This is a genomic window from Mucilaginibacter endophyticus (assembly GCF_003351025.1).
Taxonomy (GTDB): domain Bacteria; phylum Bacteroidota; class Bacteroidia; order Sphingobacteriales; family Sphingobacteriaceae; genus Mucilaginibacter; species Mucilaginibacter endophyticus.
Genome location: NZ_QPCG01000004.1, coordinates 672,106 through 690,260, shown reverse-complemented (window position 1 = coordinate 690,260; position 18,155 = coordinate 672,106). Strand labels below are relative to the sequence as shown.

Genomic DNA, 18,155 nt, shown 5'->3' with positions numbered 1-18,155 from the left:
CTAATGCGTAAAATTGATTACAAACTTACAACTTACCGGGATTGCACAATTCCCGGTAAGTTTATTATCTTGCCTTAACACCCCTGCTTCTGGAAAGCTGATTATAAACTTTTTTAAACCCATTTATGGACAAATCATCATCGCGGTTTTTATCGCTGGATGTGTTTCGTGGCATGACTTTATGCTTCATGATCATTGTAAATACGCCCGGCAGTGGGGCAGCCCCTTTTTCGCCGCTTGAACATGCCGCATGGCACGGCTTCACCCCAACCGATCTTGTATTCCCTTCATTCCTGTTTGCTGTAGGCAATGCCATGAGTTTTTCAATGAAACGTTACCAGGAAATGGGTAACGCGGCAGTGCTAAGCAAGATCTTCAGGCGTACGCTGCTCATTTTTTTAATAGGTTACCTGATGTATTGGTTCCCTTTCTTTTCAACAAACGGAGGCTTTCATTTAAAACCTATTGCACATACACGCATCATGGGCGTTTTACAACGCATCGCGTTGTGCTATTGCTTTGCCTCGCTCATGATCCATTTCCTATCTAAACAAACGGTTTTTATTTTATCGGGATTGTTTTTGGTGATCTATTGGATCATCCTGCTCGTATACGGCAACCCGGCCGATCCGCTAAGTATGACCGGCAACGCAGGCATTTATCTCGACAAATTTTTATTCGGCACTAATCATTTGTATCATGGCGAAGGCATTCCGTTCGATCCGGAAGGTGTGTTAAGCACTTTGCCCGCTATTGTTAACGTAGTGGTTGGTTATTATGCGGGTAAATTTATCCAGCAAAAAGGAAAGGGCTATGATACCACAACCAAACTACTTTTAACCGGTTGTTTGTTTATCTTTTTGGCCTTATGCTGGAACATGGTTTTCCCAATCAATAAAAAACTATGGACAAGTTCATTCGTGCTGGTTACAACCGGTCTTGATCTTGTGATCCTGTCGGCGCTGATTTACACGCTGGAAATCAATAATTGGAACAAAGGTAACTGGGCTAAATTTTTTACCACCATGGGTAAAAACCCGCTGCCTATTTATGTGCTTTCGGAAATATTACTGATCCCGGTAAGCATAATCATTATAGGCGGCACAAATGCCGTAGACTGGATAAACACGGCTTTTTACCAGGCCATAGCGCCCGGGCCAATAGGCTCATTGCTGTTTGCCATCAGCTTTATGCTAATCTGTTGGCTGGTTGCTTATATACTTGACAAGCGGAATATTTATATCAGGGTGTAATTCGGAATTTCGAATATTCGATTTCGGATTTTTTTATCCTCCGGCGGCCGTGTCCTCACGGCCGCATGCTGGTGTTTTTGTCTGAACCCGAATTTTAAAGAATTAAGTAATTACCCAAATGCCCTACAAATTCAAAAAATTCCAACAATCCCTTAAAATTCAGGTTCAGACAATATCCTGCTCATCTTTAAATCATAAAAATCATGGTTTAGAAATTACTTCTTAATATTATTTAAAAAGTTTAATTTGCGTACATCCAATTAAATAACAATTCTTTATGAAGAAATTATCCTTATTGCTTTGCGGCTGTATGGCGCACCTGCTCTCTGTAGCCCAAACAACCAAACCGGCCCTCGCGCTTATCCCGCAGCCGGTAAAAGTTACTCAAACAACCGGCGAGTTTGTATTGCCCAAAACCGTAGTTGTTGAAGCCGGCTCATCTGCCGAGGTGGCAAATGTTACCGCCTATCTTAAACGCAAATTATCTACTGCTACAGGTTCACTTATTACTGTAAAAAGTACCGCGCCTACAGCCACTATCAGACTGGTTTTGAATAAAATCGCCGATACAGTGATCAAAACTGAAGGTTATAAACTATCCGTAACCCCTAAAAAAGTAGTGATCCGTGCTAATGATGCTGCTGGCTTATTTTATGGTGTACAAACATTTTTCCAGTTGCTGCCTAAAGAAGTTGAAGGACAGGAAGTAGCCAAAGGCATAAAATGGACAGCTCCTGCGGTTGAAATTACCGATTACCCAAGATTTGGATGGAGAGGTTTAATGTTTGACGTATCACGCCACTTTTTTACCAAAGCCGAGGTTAAGCAATATATCGACGCTATGGTTAAATACAAATTTAACCTGCTGCATTTACACTTAACCGATGATGAAGGCTGGCGTGTGGAAATCAAAAGCTTGCCGAGGTTAACCGAAGTAGGATCGCACAATGTTAAAAAGGTAGGTCAGTTTGGTACGTTTACGCCACCAACCGCTGATGAGCCACGCACTTACGGTGGTTTTTATACCCAGGAAGATATCAAAGAACTGGTACAATACGCCAAAGACAGGTTTGTAAACATCCTGCCCGAGATTGATGTGCCGGGTCATAGCCTTGCCGCCGTGGTAGCTTATCCCGAGCTTTCATGCACACCGGGAGCCGATAAATATGTTGTAAACTCTGGCGAGCCTTTCATGGACTGGAGCGGGCCGCATAACCGCGCTATTGTTGATAATACCCTTTGCCCGGCCAACGAAGCTGTTTATACCTTCATGGATAAAGTAATTACCGAAGTTGCTCAACTTTTCCCATTTGGCTATATCCATTTAGGCGGCGATGAGTGCGCTAAGAATTTCTGGGAGCAAAGCGATGCCATAAAGGGGCTAATGGCTAAAGAAAACCTGAAAACCATGAGCGAAGTACAGGCTTATTTCGAAAAACGATTGGAAAAAATTGTTGAATCAAAAGGCAAAAAATTTATGGGTTGGGATGAGATCATTGAAGGCGGCTTGGGGCCTAACGCGGCGGTAATGAGCTGGCGCGGTATCCAGGGTGGTATTACCGCGGCCAAAGCTGGTCACGAGGTTGTCATGAGCCCTACAACATTCGCTTATCTTGATTACATGCAGAGCGACCGTGTGAATGAAACTAAAATTTATGCTTCCCTCCGTTTAAACAAAACTTATTCATGGGAGCCGGTTCCTGACAGCGTTGATGCGCGCCTGATCAAAGGGGGCCAGGCTAACCTGTGGACAGAACAGGTATATAACATTCGCCAGGCCGAATATATGACCTGGCCACGCGGTATGGCCATTGCTGAGGATGTATGGTCGCCAAAAGGCACTAAAAACTGGGACGGATTTTTCAGTAGGGTAGAGAAACACTTCCCCCGCTTTGACGAAGCCGAGACTAAGATAGCGCCAAGTGTATACGATCCGGCATTTGATGCTACGTTAAACGCGGACAGCACCCTAAAAATCACCCTGACTAATGAAGTAAACGGACTGGACACCTATTACAGCTTTGATAACTCGTTCCCCGACAGGTTTTACCCTAAGTATACAGCGCCAATAGATGCCCCTAAAGATGCTACTACGTTAAGAGTGATCACCTATCGCGGTAAAAAGCCGGTAGGCCGTATGGTTACCATGCCGCTGGCCGAGCTTAAAAGCAGGATCAAGAAATAAGATAATTATTAGTTAACAAAAGCCCTCCGGATTAAATTTCGGAGGGCTTTTTATTTTCTTGTAATTCAGAGGAGATACTTCAGTAGCCTCAAAGATATTCCCTCCGCAGTTTTATAATTACGAGTCACCACCCTCCCGCCGAAGCTGCTGTGCACTTCTATCTTTTTTATCATCAAAGTGTTAAAAAATGTAAAAATCAGTCAATTACGTTAATCAAAAAGGCTTTTTCATCTCAATTTCATAAAGCGCCGCTACTTTAGTTTTTGTAAAGGAGTGATGTAGCGTAATTGATTTACTCTGCGTAAGGTAATTACAATACATTGTGTGTTCATTTTTAGATACTTAAAACTAATTTTATGCTGGCTATAAAAACTTTAACCGATAATTTAACAGTCTACAAGCGTGAAGTACGTTTAATGGGCGATAAATTTGAGATTAGTGTGGTGGGTAACAACCCATTACTGGCCGATGAGCAAATAGACATTGCCATTGATGAGATTAACAGGGTTGAAAAACTGCTTTCGGCTTTTAGCGATGACAGCAGCATCAACCAGATAAACCGTAATGCAGGTATTGCCCCGGTTAAAGCCGACGGCGAAACCTTCAGGCTTATTGACCGGGCATTACAAATATCAGAACTTACTTACGGCGCTTTTGATATCACCTACCTGGCTGATAACTCGGTTAACGACGACGCTGCAGAATCAGCTTCGGTAAAAACAGCTAAACGTACACTGGCCCTTGCCAGCTACAAAAACATAGCGCTTGATGCTGTAAATCAAACCGTATTTCTGAAAGAAAAAGGAATGCGTATAGGTTTTGGCGCCAACGGTAAAGGATACGCCGCCGACAGGGCCAAATATGTATTGCAAATGAATGGCGTAAGCAGCGGCGTAATTAACTTTGGCGGCGACCTGCTTGCATGGGGCTTACAGCCCAACCTGCAGCCATGGACTGTTGCCGATGCTGATAGCACTCAACAAAACCAGCCATTTGCCGATCTGGAGATCAGCAATCTTGCTTTTGCCACCTCGGTTAATGCCGAAAAATATGCAAGCATCAGCACAAAAAAATTCACCAGCGTATTTAACCCCAAAAAAGGTTTTCCGGTTAGCGGCATTACCAGCGTAAGCATTTTAAGCCCTACTGCCGAATTTGCTGACGCTTTGGCAACTCCAATACTCTCCATTGGTGTTAACGCGGGCCTGTACATGATCAATCAGCTTAACCAGGTTGCCTGTGTTATTATTGATGATCAAAACAGGGTTTATCCGTCAAAAGATATAGTTCTTTAATTTTCAGCAATTAAAGTTAATTCATAAACCTTTCATCATAATTTGTGAACCGTATTATTCAATTGCATCGGCATTTTTACAAGTGCCCCTGCAATTGAATTGTTATTATTGTACCTTTCTCATTTTGGTGTAAACATTTAATTTGACCGTTATTTGAGCCTTATTTTTACCTTTTCCTCTCCTCAATGATAAAGTGGTTTGCGTATATTGTCCTGTTTTTGATATTTGCAACACGTATATCATCTGCCAATGCTCTTACAAAAAACATTGATGTGCATGCCTATACCGGTAACAAAAAGCTGGTAACGTTGTCGTATACCCTATTAAAGACCGATACAACCAAAACAAAAAAGCAACAAGAGGAAGAAAAGAAAAAAATCAAAGAGATAGCCAAAGCAAAGCGGCAGGTTAAGCCGGCAACCGTTGATGACGACGCAGTACCGCCTAAACCCAAACCAAAAAGGCAGCGCCGGCCCGAAGGCATGGAGCGACCGCCCGAAATACCGAGAAGGAATGGTAATTAAACAGGTTAAACAGTTAAATATATTGATGAAATACCTTTGCTTACTTTTATTTATAGCTGCAAGCAGTTCCGTATTTGCCGCGGATGCTGATTTGCACCTTTTTGCCGGTAAGCATTCTTTAGTAGCCGACTCAGATACCATTATCCGCAAACGCTCTGTTTCGGCCGGGGTAAGTTATGGCAGCGATGTGCTGTTTTTTGGCCGGACCGGGCCTGTGAAGTACCCTTTTGTGACAGCAGATTTGATCTATAATACTAAATCGGGCATATTTTTATATAGTTCGGCTTTCAAGGTTTTGGGCTATGCCCCTGTTGATGAAGTTGATGTGGGCGGCGGCTATTTTTATAAATTTTCAAAGGCGTTTTCAGGATCGGCAAGTTATACCCGGTTCTTTTTTGCCCGGGATGCCGCGCAGGTTATTAAATCGGCCTCATCAAACGACATCAATTTCAAAAACTCATACGATTGGAAATACCTGAAAACGAGCGCGGTAGTTGATTACCTTTTCGGTAAATCAAACGATATTTTCCTGACGGTTAGTAACTCCAAATACTGGGAAAGCAGCTGGAGCATTTTTGACGACCAGGATTTCCTGTCATTTAATCCATCGTTCAATTTTATCCTGGGTACACAAAACTTTGTTCAGCGTTATTCGCTCGATCATCATTTCAGGGACGAAGCGGCCAATATATCTATCGAGTATGATCCGCGTTACGCCAGTCGTAACCGCCGGTTCAATATGCTTAATTATAGCTTCAAAATCCCGGTGGCTTATAACCGGCCACATTACACGTTTGAATTTTCATATAAATACTCTATCCCCGTTAACGTAGAAGGGGTATTGCTCAATCGCCGGGAATCGTTTTATAACTTAACTTTTTATTACGTTTTTTATTAGCCATAATTCATGAATGTTTTAGTAATAGAAGACGAAGAAGCACTTGCCCACGAACTGAAGATCTTTCTTTCAAATTATAACTACATCTGCGAGGTTTGTTTTGATGGCACTTCGGCATCCGAAAAGATCGCTACCAACCTGTATGATTTTATATTGATCGACCTCGGCTTGCCCGATTATGATGGTCTTGACCTGCTCCGCGAATCAAAAAAAACCAACTCGGAAGCCGCCTGTATCATATTAACTGCCCGTGCCGAAATCAACGACCGCATTAAAGGCCTTGACCTTGGTGCCGACGATTATCTGCCTAAGCCCTTCTCGCTGCTTGAACTACAAAGCCGCATGCAGGCCATCATCAGGCGTAAATTCGGGGTAAAAAACAACATTGTTGAGCTGGGTGGTTTCCTGATTGACCTTACTGCACGTACTATATCTTACTACAACAGCGTTGTTAATACCATCACCAAAAAGGAGTTCGACCTGATAGCCTATCTCATTTTACATAAAAACCGTACGCTTACCCGTATGCAGCTTAGCGAACATATCTGGGGCAGCGTGGTGAATAACGACTACGACAGCAATTACATCGACGCGCATATAAAAAACATCCGCAAAAAATTAAATGCTTACGCCCCGCCCGATTGGCTGGAAACGGTACGAGGTTTGGGCTATAAAATAAAGATCAACGCCTGAGTATTTGAAATTAGGAACAAAACTTACCCTTTTTAACGCCATCTCCAAGCTGGTTATCGTGATACTGTTTGTATTGCTTGTTCCTGTATTGATCAAAAACATCAGTCGCAATTACGTTGACAGCAAACTCATCAAACAAAAAAACAAGCTGCTGCAAATTGTAAAAAGCAAAGGCATTGAAACCTATATCGAAAATGGAGAAGCCTATGGCAGTTACCTGCCGCTTAAGGACGAGTACATCAGTTTGGATGAAGTTGATCCGGACTATTTCCTGGATACCATAAAAAGGGGCAAGCGCCTTTTTAGTGAGGGTGATACCTTAGAGTATCGCATACTAAGCCACACCTTTAAAGTTAAAAACAAAAATTACCTTCTGGAGATAGGCAAAAGCGTGGATACCCTGGACGAAACAAGTGTGCCCCTGCAAAATATCGCCTTCCAGGTGTTGCTGGGGATGATCCTGCTTACCGTACTGGCCGACCAGGTATATTCAACCTATGTACTTAAACCGTTAAGGCTTATTATCAAAACCAAGCTTGTAGGTCAAAAGTTCCCTAACTTTCATACCTACCGGCAGGTTCGCACCACTACGTCAGATTTTCAGCACCTGGATATCAGTATCCACAACATGATTGAAACCATTGCCGATAAGTTTCATAAAGAGCGCGAATTTATCTCCAACGCTTCTCATGAGCTCATGACGCCGATCTCGATCCTCCAGTCAAAAATTGAGAATATGTTTGAGGAGGAGGATATTAATGATGAGCTTAAGGTCAGGTTGCTGGAAATGCAAAAAATCCTGAACCGGCTAAAAAGCATCACCAAAACATTATTGCTCATTTCCCAGATAGAAAACGAACAGTTTTTGAAGGAAGACAGGGTTTCGGTATCCGAACTATTGCAGGAGGTTTATGACGAAATTTCGATCCGTTTGCAGGATAAAAATATAGAGTACGAAATGTCGATGCCCGAAAACTGGCATTTTGTCAATATCAATAAGTTTTTACTCTTTAACCTGTTCTTCAATCTTATTAACAACGCCATTAAATATAATAATGAGGGTGGCAGTATCAGGGTAACCGGCGTAGTAGTGAATCATAAATACATGATCAGCATAACCGATACCGGGATAGGCATTGATGAAGACGCGATCCCACTGATCTTTAACCGCTTCAAAAAATTCAGGCAATCGCTGCAGCAGGATAGTTTTGGACTGGGACTGCCCATTGTAAAATCAATCGCAGCTTTTCATGATATCGAAATTGATGTAACGTCTGAAAAAGATAAGGGCAGCACCTTTAAATTGATATTCCCGGCTACACTGATAGTGGTAAGCTGAGGTGTGAAATAAGCTGCCAAATTGTACTGTATCAAAAATTTTACTACCGCTTTGTACTAAAAATCGGGCAGTAGCTAAAAAATCCTCAATTCAGCATTCTTTACTCCGTTGAAATTAACTTTACTAATCATTAAAAAAATGTTGCTCTGATTGAGAAGGTACATTCTTTTAAAGAATGTGCTTATTAAAACTGCCATCGCCCTTTTTTGGCATCTGCTTTGTAAAATGCACAGTATACATAATTATACAAGTACAATGAGAACGCTTAAATTAAAAGTAGCCACCCTTGGCATAGCATTAGCAACAGCAGGCATATTAGGCTCAGGATGTAATTCACTTACAAAAACACAAAAAGGAGCTGCCATTGGCGCAGGTGCCGGAGGTACAGTAGGTGCATTTATTGGTAAAGCCGCAGGTAATACTGCTTTGGGCGCTATCATTGGTGGTGCTGTTGGTGGTACCGCGGGCGCTTTTATTGGCCGTAATATGGACAGGCAGGCTGCCGAAATTAAACAAACGGTACCTGGCGCAACGGTAACCCGGGAAGGCGAAGGTATTTTGGTGAAATTTGATTCGGGTATTTTGTTTGATACCAATAAATCAGATTTGAAACCTGATGCGCAAACAAACCTGCAAAACCTTGCAGCTTCATTGCAAAAAAATCCGGAAACTAATATTAGCATCATCGGACATACCGATAATACCGGCCCCGATAGTTTCAACCAAACGCTTTCGGTAAAAAGGGCCGATGCTGTAAAATCATATTTAGCTGCGGGAAATGTGGCTTTATCACGCATGACAGTTACCGGAAAGGGCTCAAGCGAGCCAATTGCTGATAATACTACTGCGGATGGCCGTACAAAAAACCGCAGGGTTGAAATAACCATTACAGCTAATGATAAAATGAAGGAGCAGGCTAAGCAGGCTCAATAATTAAAGAAGATAATAAGATCAGTTAATAGTTTAATGAGGAAGTCCCCGGCGCAAGGCCGGGGCTTTTTTGTATATGCAAAAATCACTATTTGCACATTTGTTAAACTATCTGTTACCCAAACTGATAAAAACATTTTGTAATCAACAAGTTAATCACTTATTTTTGCGATATGGTAAAAAGATCAGGAGCAATATTACTCACTATGCTGTACACAGTTACAGTGTTGGGCTTTGCTCTTAATTTCCATATCTGCGGCGATTATGTAGCATCGGTAAAAATTGATGCCCCGGCTGTTAATTGTAAAATGGACAAGCAGGGCGGCAAAATGAAATGCTGTAAAGACAAGCAGGTTGAAGTAAAAGTGAAAGATGCCCACCAGGGTGAAAGCACTTCATTTTTGGCGAAAATGTTTGGGTTTGAATTGCCAAGCTGGTCGTTTGATAGCTTGTTTCCGGCATTGCCTGCTTCTTCTTCAGACAAATTTTATGACCGCGGCCCGCCAGATCCTCCAGTGAAGGGCATTGCTTCATTTATCCGCAACTGTATCTTCCGTATTTGATCTGTTAATTGTTAACCCGATAAACCTTATCTTCAGTTTATTATCTAACAATTAATTACACGATCAACATGAAATCTTTAAAAATATTCATCCTTATATTTTCGCTTTCTATAACCGCAGCTAAAGCACAATTCACCAAAGCCGAACTACAGGTTAGCGGCCTTACCTGCGCCCTTTGCGCCAAATCAACCGAGAAAGCGTTACGGGCATTGCCTTTTGTTGGTGATATCAAAACCGACCTGATCCGCAATACTTACCTCATTACCTTTAAAAATGATGTGCCTGTAAATTTCGAGCAGATCAGCAAAAAGGTTCAGGGTTCCGGCTTTTCGGTTAACAGTTTAAAAGCCACTTTTAACTTCGCTAACACCAAGGTTGCCGAAAACACTTTCAACTATGGAGGCGATACCTACCGCCTGCTTAACGCTGCCGATAAATCATTTACCGGCGATGTAAACTTTACTGTGGTTGATAATGGCTTCGCTCCAAAATCAGTATCCAAAAAATATCTTGGCCAGGTTACCGACACTGCTCCGGCAAGTGGTCGCGTTTATCATTTAGCTATATAAGCCCTTCATTTAACATCATTTTTTATGAAGAGGATAATATTGGCTATTTGCCTTATGGCAATGGCTTGCCCGTTGTTTGCACAGGAGCTGTATGTAAATACCGAGCCTGCCAGCAATATGGCAACCAGTTCATTAGGCATTCGTGTCGAAAACCAGGGATATTTTTCGCCAACCTATAAAAGCCGGAGCACCATTGAGGCCATGTACGGTGTTAGCCGCCACCTTATGGTTCATGGCTCGGTTTATATGTCTGATTACTACAGTAACAATCAACATTTTGAAGGCGGCAGCGTGTATGCCAAGTACCGGTTTTTATCTATTGATACCGTTCAACGCCATTTCAGAGGTGCTTTTTTTGCCAAACTGTCAAGCATCAATAACCCTATAGTTAACCGGGAAATTACTTTAGAAGGCGACAACAGCGGCGCGCAGGGTGGGGTGGTTTTCACACAACTGCTGCATAAACTGGCGCTTTCCGGATCGGCAAGCTATTTGCGCGCTTTTAACAATAGCGGGAACTATGAACTACCGGTGGATAGGGTGCGCAATGCCGTGGCCTATACATTGTCGGGAGGTTATTTGCTGCTGCCGCGCAATTACCGGGATTACAAACAGGTAAACCTTAATGTGTATTGTGAGTTGCTGGGTAAAACCAATCCGGGGCATGGCGAAAGTTATCTGGATGTTGCCCCGGCCCTGCAGCTGATCTTCAACAGTGCCTGCCGCGTGGATTTCTCGTACCGGACGCCTATCTACAATGATATGCAGCGAAACACCAAAAACATGTACCTCATCAGACTGGAGTACAACTTTTTTAATCTGTAACCCCTACAACTACTATTATTATGAAAAAATATATATTGTTCATCGCCATATTTTTGGCTGCTTTCGGTGTATCCGCTCAGCATCACCATGATATGCAAATGAGCGATACCACAAAGAAAAACCTACGCATGAACAGCACCAAACCCATGGTTATGGATGGCATGGACATGAGCGGCATGAAAATGGATACCCCTATGCATCATCATATGACGATGACCAGCCAGTTCTCGCGTGATCTCCCCATGAACCGCGATGGCTCAGGAACCTCATGGGTACCGGACGAAACACCGATGTACGCCTATATGATCCATGGTAAAAAATGGATGAGTATGGTACACGGTAGTTTTTTCGCCCGGTATAATAATCAGGACCTGTTTAACTCCGGTAAACGCGGAGGCAGCAACAGGATTGATGTGCCTAATTGGCTCATGTTTATGACTCAGCGCAAAGTTGGCAACAATGGCCTGTTCTCTATCAACACCATGTTCTCGTTCGACCCTTTTTTGGTAGGTAATGGCGGCTATCCGCTGCTGTACCAAACCGGCGAATCGTACAAAGGGCGCAAACTGGTTGATAAACAACACCCGCACGACCTTTTTGCAGAACTGAGCGTAGCTTATACCCAGCGGGTGGCGAAGGATGCTGATATCTCCCTTTCCTTCGGATACCCGGGCGAGCCTGCTTTAGGTCCGCCGGTGTTTATGCACCGCCTTTCGGCCATAAATGATCCCGACGCACCGCTTGGTCACCATTACCAGGATGCAACGCACATCACCTTCGGGGTAGCAACATTAGCCTTCCGCATAAAAAATGTAAAACTGGAAGGCTCGATATTTACCGGCCGTGAGCCGGACGAGCACCGTTATGATTTTGATAAAGCGCGGTTTGATTCATATTCGGCCCGGTTGTCCTATAACCCATCCAAAGAGTGGGCATTACAGGTGTCCGACGGATGGATCCATAGCCCCGAAGAAGCCGAGCCCAGCCAAAACGTGAACAGGTTTACAGCATCGGCCATCCATACCAAAATGCTGGGTAAAAACAGCTACGTGGCAACCACAGTGGTTTACGGGCAAAATCATTATTCGGACAACAAAAAAACACAGCCATCCGTTTTGCTGGAGAATACTTTCCAGCTCAACAAAACAGCTATTTACGGCAGATATGAATTTGTGCAGAAAGATGCCGAAGAGCTGGATATGCATGATACCTATCCGCTTAACCCAAACTTTAATATCAATGCCTTAACATTGGGGGTTAACCATATTTTAAGCAGCTTTAAAAACACCAATGTAACCGGTGGGATACAGGCTACACTCAATGTTTCACCATCGGCATTGAAGCCTCTTTATGGCAGCGCTCCGGTCGGGTTTGAAGTTTATTTAAGGATAAGCCCGGCGCTGATGAGAATGTAATCGGCCGGTGTAAATCAGGCAGAATCTTATACGTCATCTCAGCTAATTGAGATGACGTATAAGATTTCGATTATCACTAATGCCTTTTTGAAGCAGGCGTACATATTATTCTTATTTACCAAACATATTGCCAAGCCCGCCCAGGCCACCAAACATACTTTGGGTCATGGCAGCCATTTCGCTTTGGCTAATGTTTTCTGCTTGTTCAATGGCTTTGTTAATAGCAACAACAAGTAACTCTTCCAACTCTTCCTTATCAGCATCAGCTAAAAAATCCGGGTCTATCTGTACTGACTGGATCACCTTATTGGCGTTAGCATTAACAACTATTTTACCGCCCTCGGCCGCGCCTGATACACCGATGGCATCAAGGCGTTTTTTCATTTCGCCAGCCTTTTGCTGGGCTTCCATTAATTTATCAAACATGATTTTATTTATTAAGTGAGTGGTTGATTGAGTTAATTAGGTGAGTAGTTGGAAGTGTCAAAAAATGAATCGATATAGCTCTCTGCCCTTAACCATTCACTTAATCAACTATTCACCACAAAAAATTAATCATCACTGGTATCACCATTACCGTTATATGCACTTTTACGTACAACAGGCATGCCAACTGTATTAAACAGATCGTCGAGTTTAAGCAAACTGCCATTGGCCAGGTTGGTAAGCAGCACAACGGTGATATCATTCTTCATATCGCGCAGGTAAATATGCCTGAACCCGTGCCACCAACCGGTATGATAAATTACTTCCTGGCCAGGGGCGGTAAATGTACGCCAACCATAGCCGTAGCTAAAATGCCCATGTACCATTGGGTTGCGTGGCACATATGCCGAATCAAGTGTTGCAGGCTTTAATAGCAAGCCTGCACGCAGGGCACGATCAAACAGGAATAAATCGCCAACCGTGCTGTAAATACCTTTATCACCTACAGGGCCATCCAAAAAGTTTTGTACTACCGAGTAGCGCCACTGGCCGCGATCGTGACCAACAACATCAACCGGAATTTTATCATATACCGCTTTTGAGTAAACATGGGTATGCGCCATGCTGGCCGGTTTAAATACATTTTCCTGCATAAATTGCGCATAGCTCATTCCGCTCACTTTTTCAATGATAGAGCCCAGTACCATAAAGTTGGAGTTGTTATACAGGAAGCGCTTATTAGGCTCGTTGAAACGTGTTGGCTTATAATCGGCAATCATTTTCATGGCCTCAGCATTGGTAAGTCCTTTGCGTTGGTTCAAATGATTTTTTCGGTATATGTCATCGATAAAATATACGTAATTCATCATTCCCGACCGGTGTGTGAGCAGCAGGCGAATGGTTACGCCATCGTAAGGAAAATCAGGGAAAAACTTTTTAACGTCGTCGTCAAGTTTGAGTTTGCCGCGCTCCATCAGCATCAAAATAGCTGTTGAAGTCATGGTTTTAGTAACTGAAGCCAGCTCAAACTGTGAGCCTATCTTCAGGCTGTCGCGATGCAGGTAGTCGGCCCAGCCTATGGCTTTTTCATACACTATTTTACCTTTTTTTGCCACCAGCACATTGCCGTTAAAACCACGGGTACGGTGCAGTTCCTGCATTACGGCATCTATCTTTTTATCGGCATTTTTGGGATTATAAGCCAGTAGCGCCGCGGTATCGAGCGGCTTGGCCGTAACCTGCGATTGCGCTTGGTCTTTATTTTTATTTTTTGATGAACAGGATAACAGTAACAGGGGGGCAGTAAACACTACCAGGCTTTTGTACACTAATCTCATAAAGCAATTTATCTCACACTAAACGAATGCGAAAATTAGAAATTATACAGCAGGTATTAATTAAAGTTTTAAAATTTTCTGTTAGTTAGCACCAATTAGTATGTTTAAGTATGATTTGGTTGAAAAAAGGATTGCTTATTATCGCTTTTATGCTTGCCGCCGGATTAACGCAGGCTCAAAATACTGACATAAACAGCATTATAAAAGAAGGTATAAAACTTAACAGCGAAAAGGATTATACCGGGGCTATGACAAAATATAACCAGGCCCTGGCCACCGATCCTGAAAATGCCCAGGCCAATTACCAGATGGCCTACACACTCAATGCTGCCGGAAAAGGGACAGAAGGTATCCCATACTTAAATAAAGTTATAAAAGCCGGCGGCGACCTAACCGGCCCCGCTTATGAGCTCATGGGCAGCATTTATGATGCCTCGCATCAGCCGCAGCAAGCCATTGAGGCGTACCAGAAAGGAATTAAGTTAAAACCTGATTATCAGCCCTTATACTTTAACTTGGGGATAGCCTATTTCCGTGCGCAAAAATATGCCGATGCCGAACAGGCAGCCATTGAAGCCATTAAGCTCGATCCCAAACATGCCAATAGCCAGCGCCTTTACGGGTTGGTAACTTTCCACCAAAACAAAAGGGTACCGGCATTAATGGGCTTGTGCAGCTTCCTGCTTCTTGACCCGGAAGGCTCGCGCGCAGATGAAGCCTATACCAACCTACAAAGTTTACTAAAAGGCGGCGACCTGAAAGCAGGAAAAGCAGATGCCGAAACGTTGCTCCTCAATAAAACCTTAAGCGCCGCGGTTGCACCGGGCGGTCAATTGGAAACCCAATTGAAAAATATCTTTACCGCTGTTGGCAAACTCGGAGAAAAACCGGGCATGCAATCCTTCTTTTGGAACTACTACGCGGCCTTCTTTTATAAACTATCTCAGTCGCCCAACTTTTCAACCGCTGTTAAACTGATTAGTCTGAGTGCCGATAAAGCGGGCGCTGCTAACTGGTTGCAAAACAATACCGATCAGCGTAAAGCATTGGACGAATGGATGGCATCTGCCGAAAGAAAATTTTAGGTCGGTTCTTGTTTTTTGCAAAACAGGTTTCGTAAATTTCGGTATGAAAACCTATCACAAAATCCTTTTGCTATTTATAGCGGTAACCCTGTCATTTAAAGTTAAAGCGCAAACCAACCAGGAAGCCGTTAATCTTGTAAAGCAGGGTGTTGCCCTTCACGATGAGGGTAAATATGCCGAGGCTATTGAAAAGTACCAGGCCGCGCTAAAGCTGGATCCTAATTATCCCACCGCCTATCACGAAATGTCATATACGCTGTTTAGCAGTGGCAAGGGAAAGGAGGCTATTCCTTACCTTGAAAAGTTAATGAAGCTGGATCCTAAAAGTGGCGGCGCATACGATATGTTGGGCAGCATTTATGACGACGACAATCAACCCGAAAAAGCCATTGAGTTGTTTCAAAAAGGTATTTCGATAGATCCGGATTATCAGCGCCTCCATTATAATTTAGCCATAACCTATTACAGGGTAAAAAAATACAAGGAAAGTGAAGATGCCGCTGTAGATGCCATTAAACTTCAGCCCAAACATGCCAGCAGCCAGCGGGCGTATGCGATGGCGCTTGCGATGGAAGGCAAGCGGGGTTGCTCCCTGTTGGCTTGGTGCAGCTTTTTGATGCTCGAACCCCAAACTAAAAGATCGGCGGGGGCCTACCAAAGCATCCAGTCCATTTTACATTACGGCATTAAAAAAACCGGCGAGAAAAGTATCAATATGACGATTGATAAAAATGATCTCAATACCGGTAACCTGATTTTGCCCATGGCCATCGTTAATGCAACATCGGGTAAAACTAATCTCTCAGTTACCGACTCGCTTAAATTTCAGCTTATTGAAGCATTTAAGGTTTCTTCAAGTTTTTACGGCGATCAGAAAAATGATTTCTATACTCGCTATATGGCCGATTATTTTAAACAACTTGGTCAAAGCGAAAACATGGACGCGTTTGCACATCTGGTATCATTAACCGCTAACCAGGAAGAAAATGCCAAATGGTTTAAGGAGAACGAAAAGCAACTAACCGCACTGGACACCTGGGTAGCCAACACTAAACGCGAGTTTTAAAACGGACAAATATATTTCCGATAAATCATCACTATGACATATAGAAAATGATGATTGCATAATTTACATATCCATAATTGCGAAAACCAAAGTTTTACTATTTTTGAGCACACAAAATTTAATGACATGAATTTTCCAGCTGAATTAAAATACACCAAAGATCACGAGTGGATTAAGGTTGAAGGCAATGTAGCTACCGTAGGCATCACCGAATTTGCTCAGGGCGAGCTGGGCGACATTGTTTATGTTGATGTTACTTCATTAGGTAAAGAAGTTGCTAAAGACGAAGTTTTTGGCACTGTTGAAGCAGTAAAAACTGTATCTGACCTGTTTATGCCCGTTACCGGTACTGTAACCGAAGTTAACCCGGCGCTAAACAATCAGCCAGACCTGGTAAACAGCGATCCATATGGCGAAGGCTGGATGGTAAAAATTACCGTGGCTAATGCAGCTGATGTTGACGCTCTTTTATCTGCCGACGAGTACCAGGCGGTTATCGGCGCATAAAATGAAGCTGTTTTTAAAATATCACGGGCCCGCTATTTTGTGGGCCTTATTTGTTTTAGTGATCTGCTCGGTACATCTCGACTCAGTTGATAAATCGCCGTTGTTTTTTGAAGGCTTTGATAAACTAACGCATTGCGGTTTATTTTTCACGCTGATTGTATTGGTTTGCTTTGGCGTAATAAGGCAACAAAAGCCTAAGCGACTTACGTATACAGGCATGTTCATCATTTGGACTGTCAGCATAATTTTTGGGGGGCTTATCGAAATACTGCAGGTCTCCATTTTTACCTGGCGTACTGGTGATTGGAACGATCTCTTTTGTGATGTACTGGGTGCCTGCATGGGCGTTTTTAGTGTTATGCTGACTATTGAGGCGATTGGAAAAAATGAAAAAAAATAAACTGGTTATTTTATTAGGCGCGCTGCTGTTAATGGCAATATCATCATGTGGTATTTTTCACAAAGGATGCGGCTGCCCGCATTTCGGGAAAGTTAAAGCGGCAGATTCCAAAGACACTATGCAAATGATGGCGTAGATGTGCAGATTTTATTTAAATGTGCAAATGATTGCTTAACCTACTGGCAAAGCACAGTTACTATTCAATTTATGAGTGTTCAATTTTTTAAAGTGTAAACACTTGCAATTATTTCCAACAAAAACACCGCTGATAATCAGAGAATTAATTTCAACAACTATTGACTGATTATCAAACATGAACAAATCATCTTTGATAATCAGCGACTTGCATTTTTTAGAAATTAAAAGTTGAACAATCCTTTTTTAAAAATTGAACACTGACGGGATCATGTCAGTAAAAGCAGAAAAAGCAAAATCGATAGCATTAAAAAGTCGTTTGCACATTTGAAATCTGCACATCTGGAATCTGTCTTATTTCCCTCCAAACTTCACGCTAAAGTCATTTGCACAGCTGCACATTTAAAATCTGCATATCATTACTCGTCTTATTTGGATTTAATATAAATAAGCTTACATTTGCTACGTTTTATATTATAAATGATGAAGCTGTCACAACTGGAAGTAGGCGAAACTGGTATCGTAAAGGAATTTACCGATCTTGAAATGTCGGTAAAACTGATGGAGATGGGTTGTTTACCCGGCGAAGAGGTGCGCATTTCGCGTATTGCCCCCCTTGGCGATCCTATTGCCATCAGCGTATCAGGCTATCAGCTTAGCTTACGCAGGTTTGAAGCGTCTACCATCATTTTGCAGTAGTTTTGTAAGCA

At 42.7% G+C, this 18,155-nt stretch carries 19 protein-coding genes; 17 read left to right on the top strand and 2 right to left on the bottom strand.

Going from position 1 to position 18,155, the window contains the following annotated elements; all coding sequences use genetic code 11:
* The first annotated feature begins 125 nt into the window (after positions 1-125).
* From DUL71_RS19915 to DUL71_RS19860, 12 genes are all read left to right on the top strand, one after another.
* On the top strand, positions 126-1,253 hold the full coding sequence (locus DUL71_RS19915; RefSeq protein WP_114939721.1) for an acyltransferase family protein: 1,128 nt from the start codon (positions 126-128) through the stop codon (positions 1,251-1,253).
* A 277-nt stretch (positions 1,254-1,530) separates the two neighbouring features.
* Entirely contained in the window at positions 1,531-3,438 is a 1,908-nt protein-coding gene (locus tag DUL71_RS19910) for a beta-N-acetylhexosaminidase (RefSeq protein ID WP_114939720.1), read from the top strand.
* 356 nt (positions 3,439-3,794) lie between these two features.
* Positions 3,795-4,733 carry an FAD:protein FMN transferase gene (locus tag DUL71_RS19905; protein ID WP_114939719.1) on the top strand — a complete coding sequence of 313 codons (939 nt, stop codon included), beginning with the start codon at positions 3,795-3,797 and terminating at the stop codon, positions 4,731-4,733.
* A gap of 185 nt (positions 4,734-4,918) precedes the next feature.
* Positions 4,919-5,257 (top strand): hypothetical protein, encoded by a 339-nt coding sequence (locus tag DUL71_RS19900; RefSeq protein WP_114939718.1) that lies wholly within the window; start codon positions 4,919-4,921, stop codon positions 5,255-5,257.
* Between the two features lie 25 nt (positions 5,258-5,282).
* Positions 5,283-6,155 (top strand): hypothetical protein, encoded by an 873-nt coding sequence (locus DUL71_RS19895; protein ID WP_149301885.1) that lies wholly within the window; start codon positions 5,283-5,285, stop codon positions 6,153-6,155.
* 9 nt (positions 6,156-6,164) lie between these two features.
* Positions 6,165-6,848 (top strand): response regulator transcription factor, encoded by a 684-nt coding sequence (locus DUL71_RS19890; RefSeq protein WP_112574673.1) that lies wholly within the window; start codon positions 6,165-6,167, stop codon positions 6,846-6,848.
* Positions 6,849-6,852: 4 nt separating this feature from the next.
* The gene (locus DUL71_RS19885; RefSeq protein WP_114939717.1) at positions 6,853-8,187 is read left to right on the top strand and encodes a HAMP domain-containing sensor histidine kinase; all 1,335 of its coding nucleotides are present in this window, start codon (positions 6,853-6,855) and stop codon (positions 8,185-8,187) included.
* A 255-nt stretch (positions 8,188-8,442) separates the two neighbouring features.
* A complete protein-coding gene (locus tag DUL71_RS19880) occupies positions 8,443-9,120 on the top strand; it encodes a YiaD family glycine zipper/OmpA-like lipoprotein (RefSeq protein WP_112574675.1) in 678 nt (225 codons plus the stop codon).
* A gap of 170 nt (positions 9,121-9,290) precedes the next feature.
* Positions 9,291-9,680 (top strand): HYC_CC_PP family protein, encoded by a 390-nt coding sequence (locus tag DUL71_RS19875; RefSeq protein WP_114939716.1) that lies wholly within the window; start codon positions 9,291-9,293, stop codon positions 9,678-9,680.
* Positions 9,681-9,748: 68 nt separating this feature from the next.
* Positions 9,749-10,249 carry a heavy-metal-associated domain-containing protein gene (locus tag DUL71_RS19870; RefSeq protein ID WP_114939715.1) on the top strand — a complete coding sequence of 167 codons (501 nt, stop codon included), beginning with the start codon at positions 9,749-9,751 and terminating at the stop codon, positions 10,247-10,249.
* A 24-nt stretch (positions 10,250-10,273) separates the two neighbouring features.
* The gene (locus DUL71_RS19865) at positions 10,274-11,074 is read left to right on the top strand and encodes a hypothetical protein (RefSeq protein ID WP_154402441.1); all 801 of its coding nucleotides are present in this window, start codon (positions 10,274-10,276) and stop codon (positions 11,072-11,074) included.
* A gap of 20 nt (positions 11,075-11,094) precedes the next feature.
* Positions 11,095-12,489 carry a hypothetical protein gene (locus DUL71_RS19860; protein ID WP_114939713.1) on the top strand — a complete coding sequence of 465 codons (1,395 nt, stop codon included), beginning with the start codon at positions 11,095-11,097 and terminating at the stop codon, positions 12,487-12,489.
* 111 nt (positions 12,490-12,600) lie between these two features.
* Here the strand turns inward: DUL71_RS19860 and DUL71_RS19855 are convergent, their stop codons facing one another.
* Together DUL71_RS19855 and DUL71_RS19850 are read right to left on the bottom strand one after the other, a co-directional pair.
* A complete protein-coding gene (locus tag DUL71_RS19855) occupies positions 12,601-12,915 on the bottom strand; it encodes a YbaB/EbfC family nucleoid-associated protein (protein WP_114939712.1) in 315 nt (104 codons plus the stop codon).
* Positions 12,916-13,040: 125 nt separating this feature from the next.
* Positions 13,041-14,252 (bottom strand): serine hydrolase domain-containing protein, encoded by a 1,212-nt coding sequence (locus DUL71_RS19850; RefSeq protein WP_114939711.1) that lies wholly within the window; start codon positions 14,250-14,252, stop codon positions 13,041-13,043.
* 110 nt (positions 14,253-14,362) lie between these two features.
* Here DUL71_RS19850 and DUL71_RS19845 point away from each other — a divergent pair, with 110 nt between their 5' ends.
* The 5 genes from DUL71_RS19845 (at position 14,363) to DUL71_RS19825 (ending at position 18,144) form a co-directional block, all read left to right on the top strand.
* Positions 14,363-15,337, top strand: a complete 975-nt coding sequence (locus tag DUL71_RS19845; RefSeq protein ID WP_114939710.1) for a tetratricopeptide repeat protein — start codon at positions 14,363-14,365, stop codon at positions 15,335-15,337.
* Positions 15,338-15,380: 43 nt separating this feature from the next.
* A complete protein-coding gene (locus DUL71_RS19840; RefSeq protein ID WP_114939709.1) occupies positions 15,381-16,403 on the top strand; it encodes a tetratricopeptide repeat protein in 1,023 nt (340 codons plus the stop codon).
* Positions 16,404-16,529: 126 nt separating this feature from the next.
* Entirely contained in the window at positions 16,530-16,910 is a 381-nt protein-coding gene (gene gcvH / locus DUL71_RS19835; protein WP_114939708.1) for a glycine cleavage system protein GcvH, read from the top strand.
* Between the two features lies 1 nt (position 16,911).
* Positions 16,912-17,310, top strand: a complete 399-nt coding sequence (locus DUL71_RS19830; protein WP_161964472.1) for a VanZ family protein — start codon at positions 16,912-16,914, stop codon at positions 17,308-17,310.
* Between the two features lie 618 nt (positions 17,311-17,928).
* Complete coding sequence (locus DUL71_RS19825) at positions 17,929-18,144, top strand: FeoA family protein (protein WP_110586276.1); 216 nt, start codon at positions 17,929-17,931, stop codon at positions 18,142-18,144.
* The last annotated feature ends 11 nt before the right edge of the window (positions 18,145-18,155 follow it).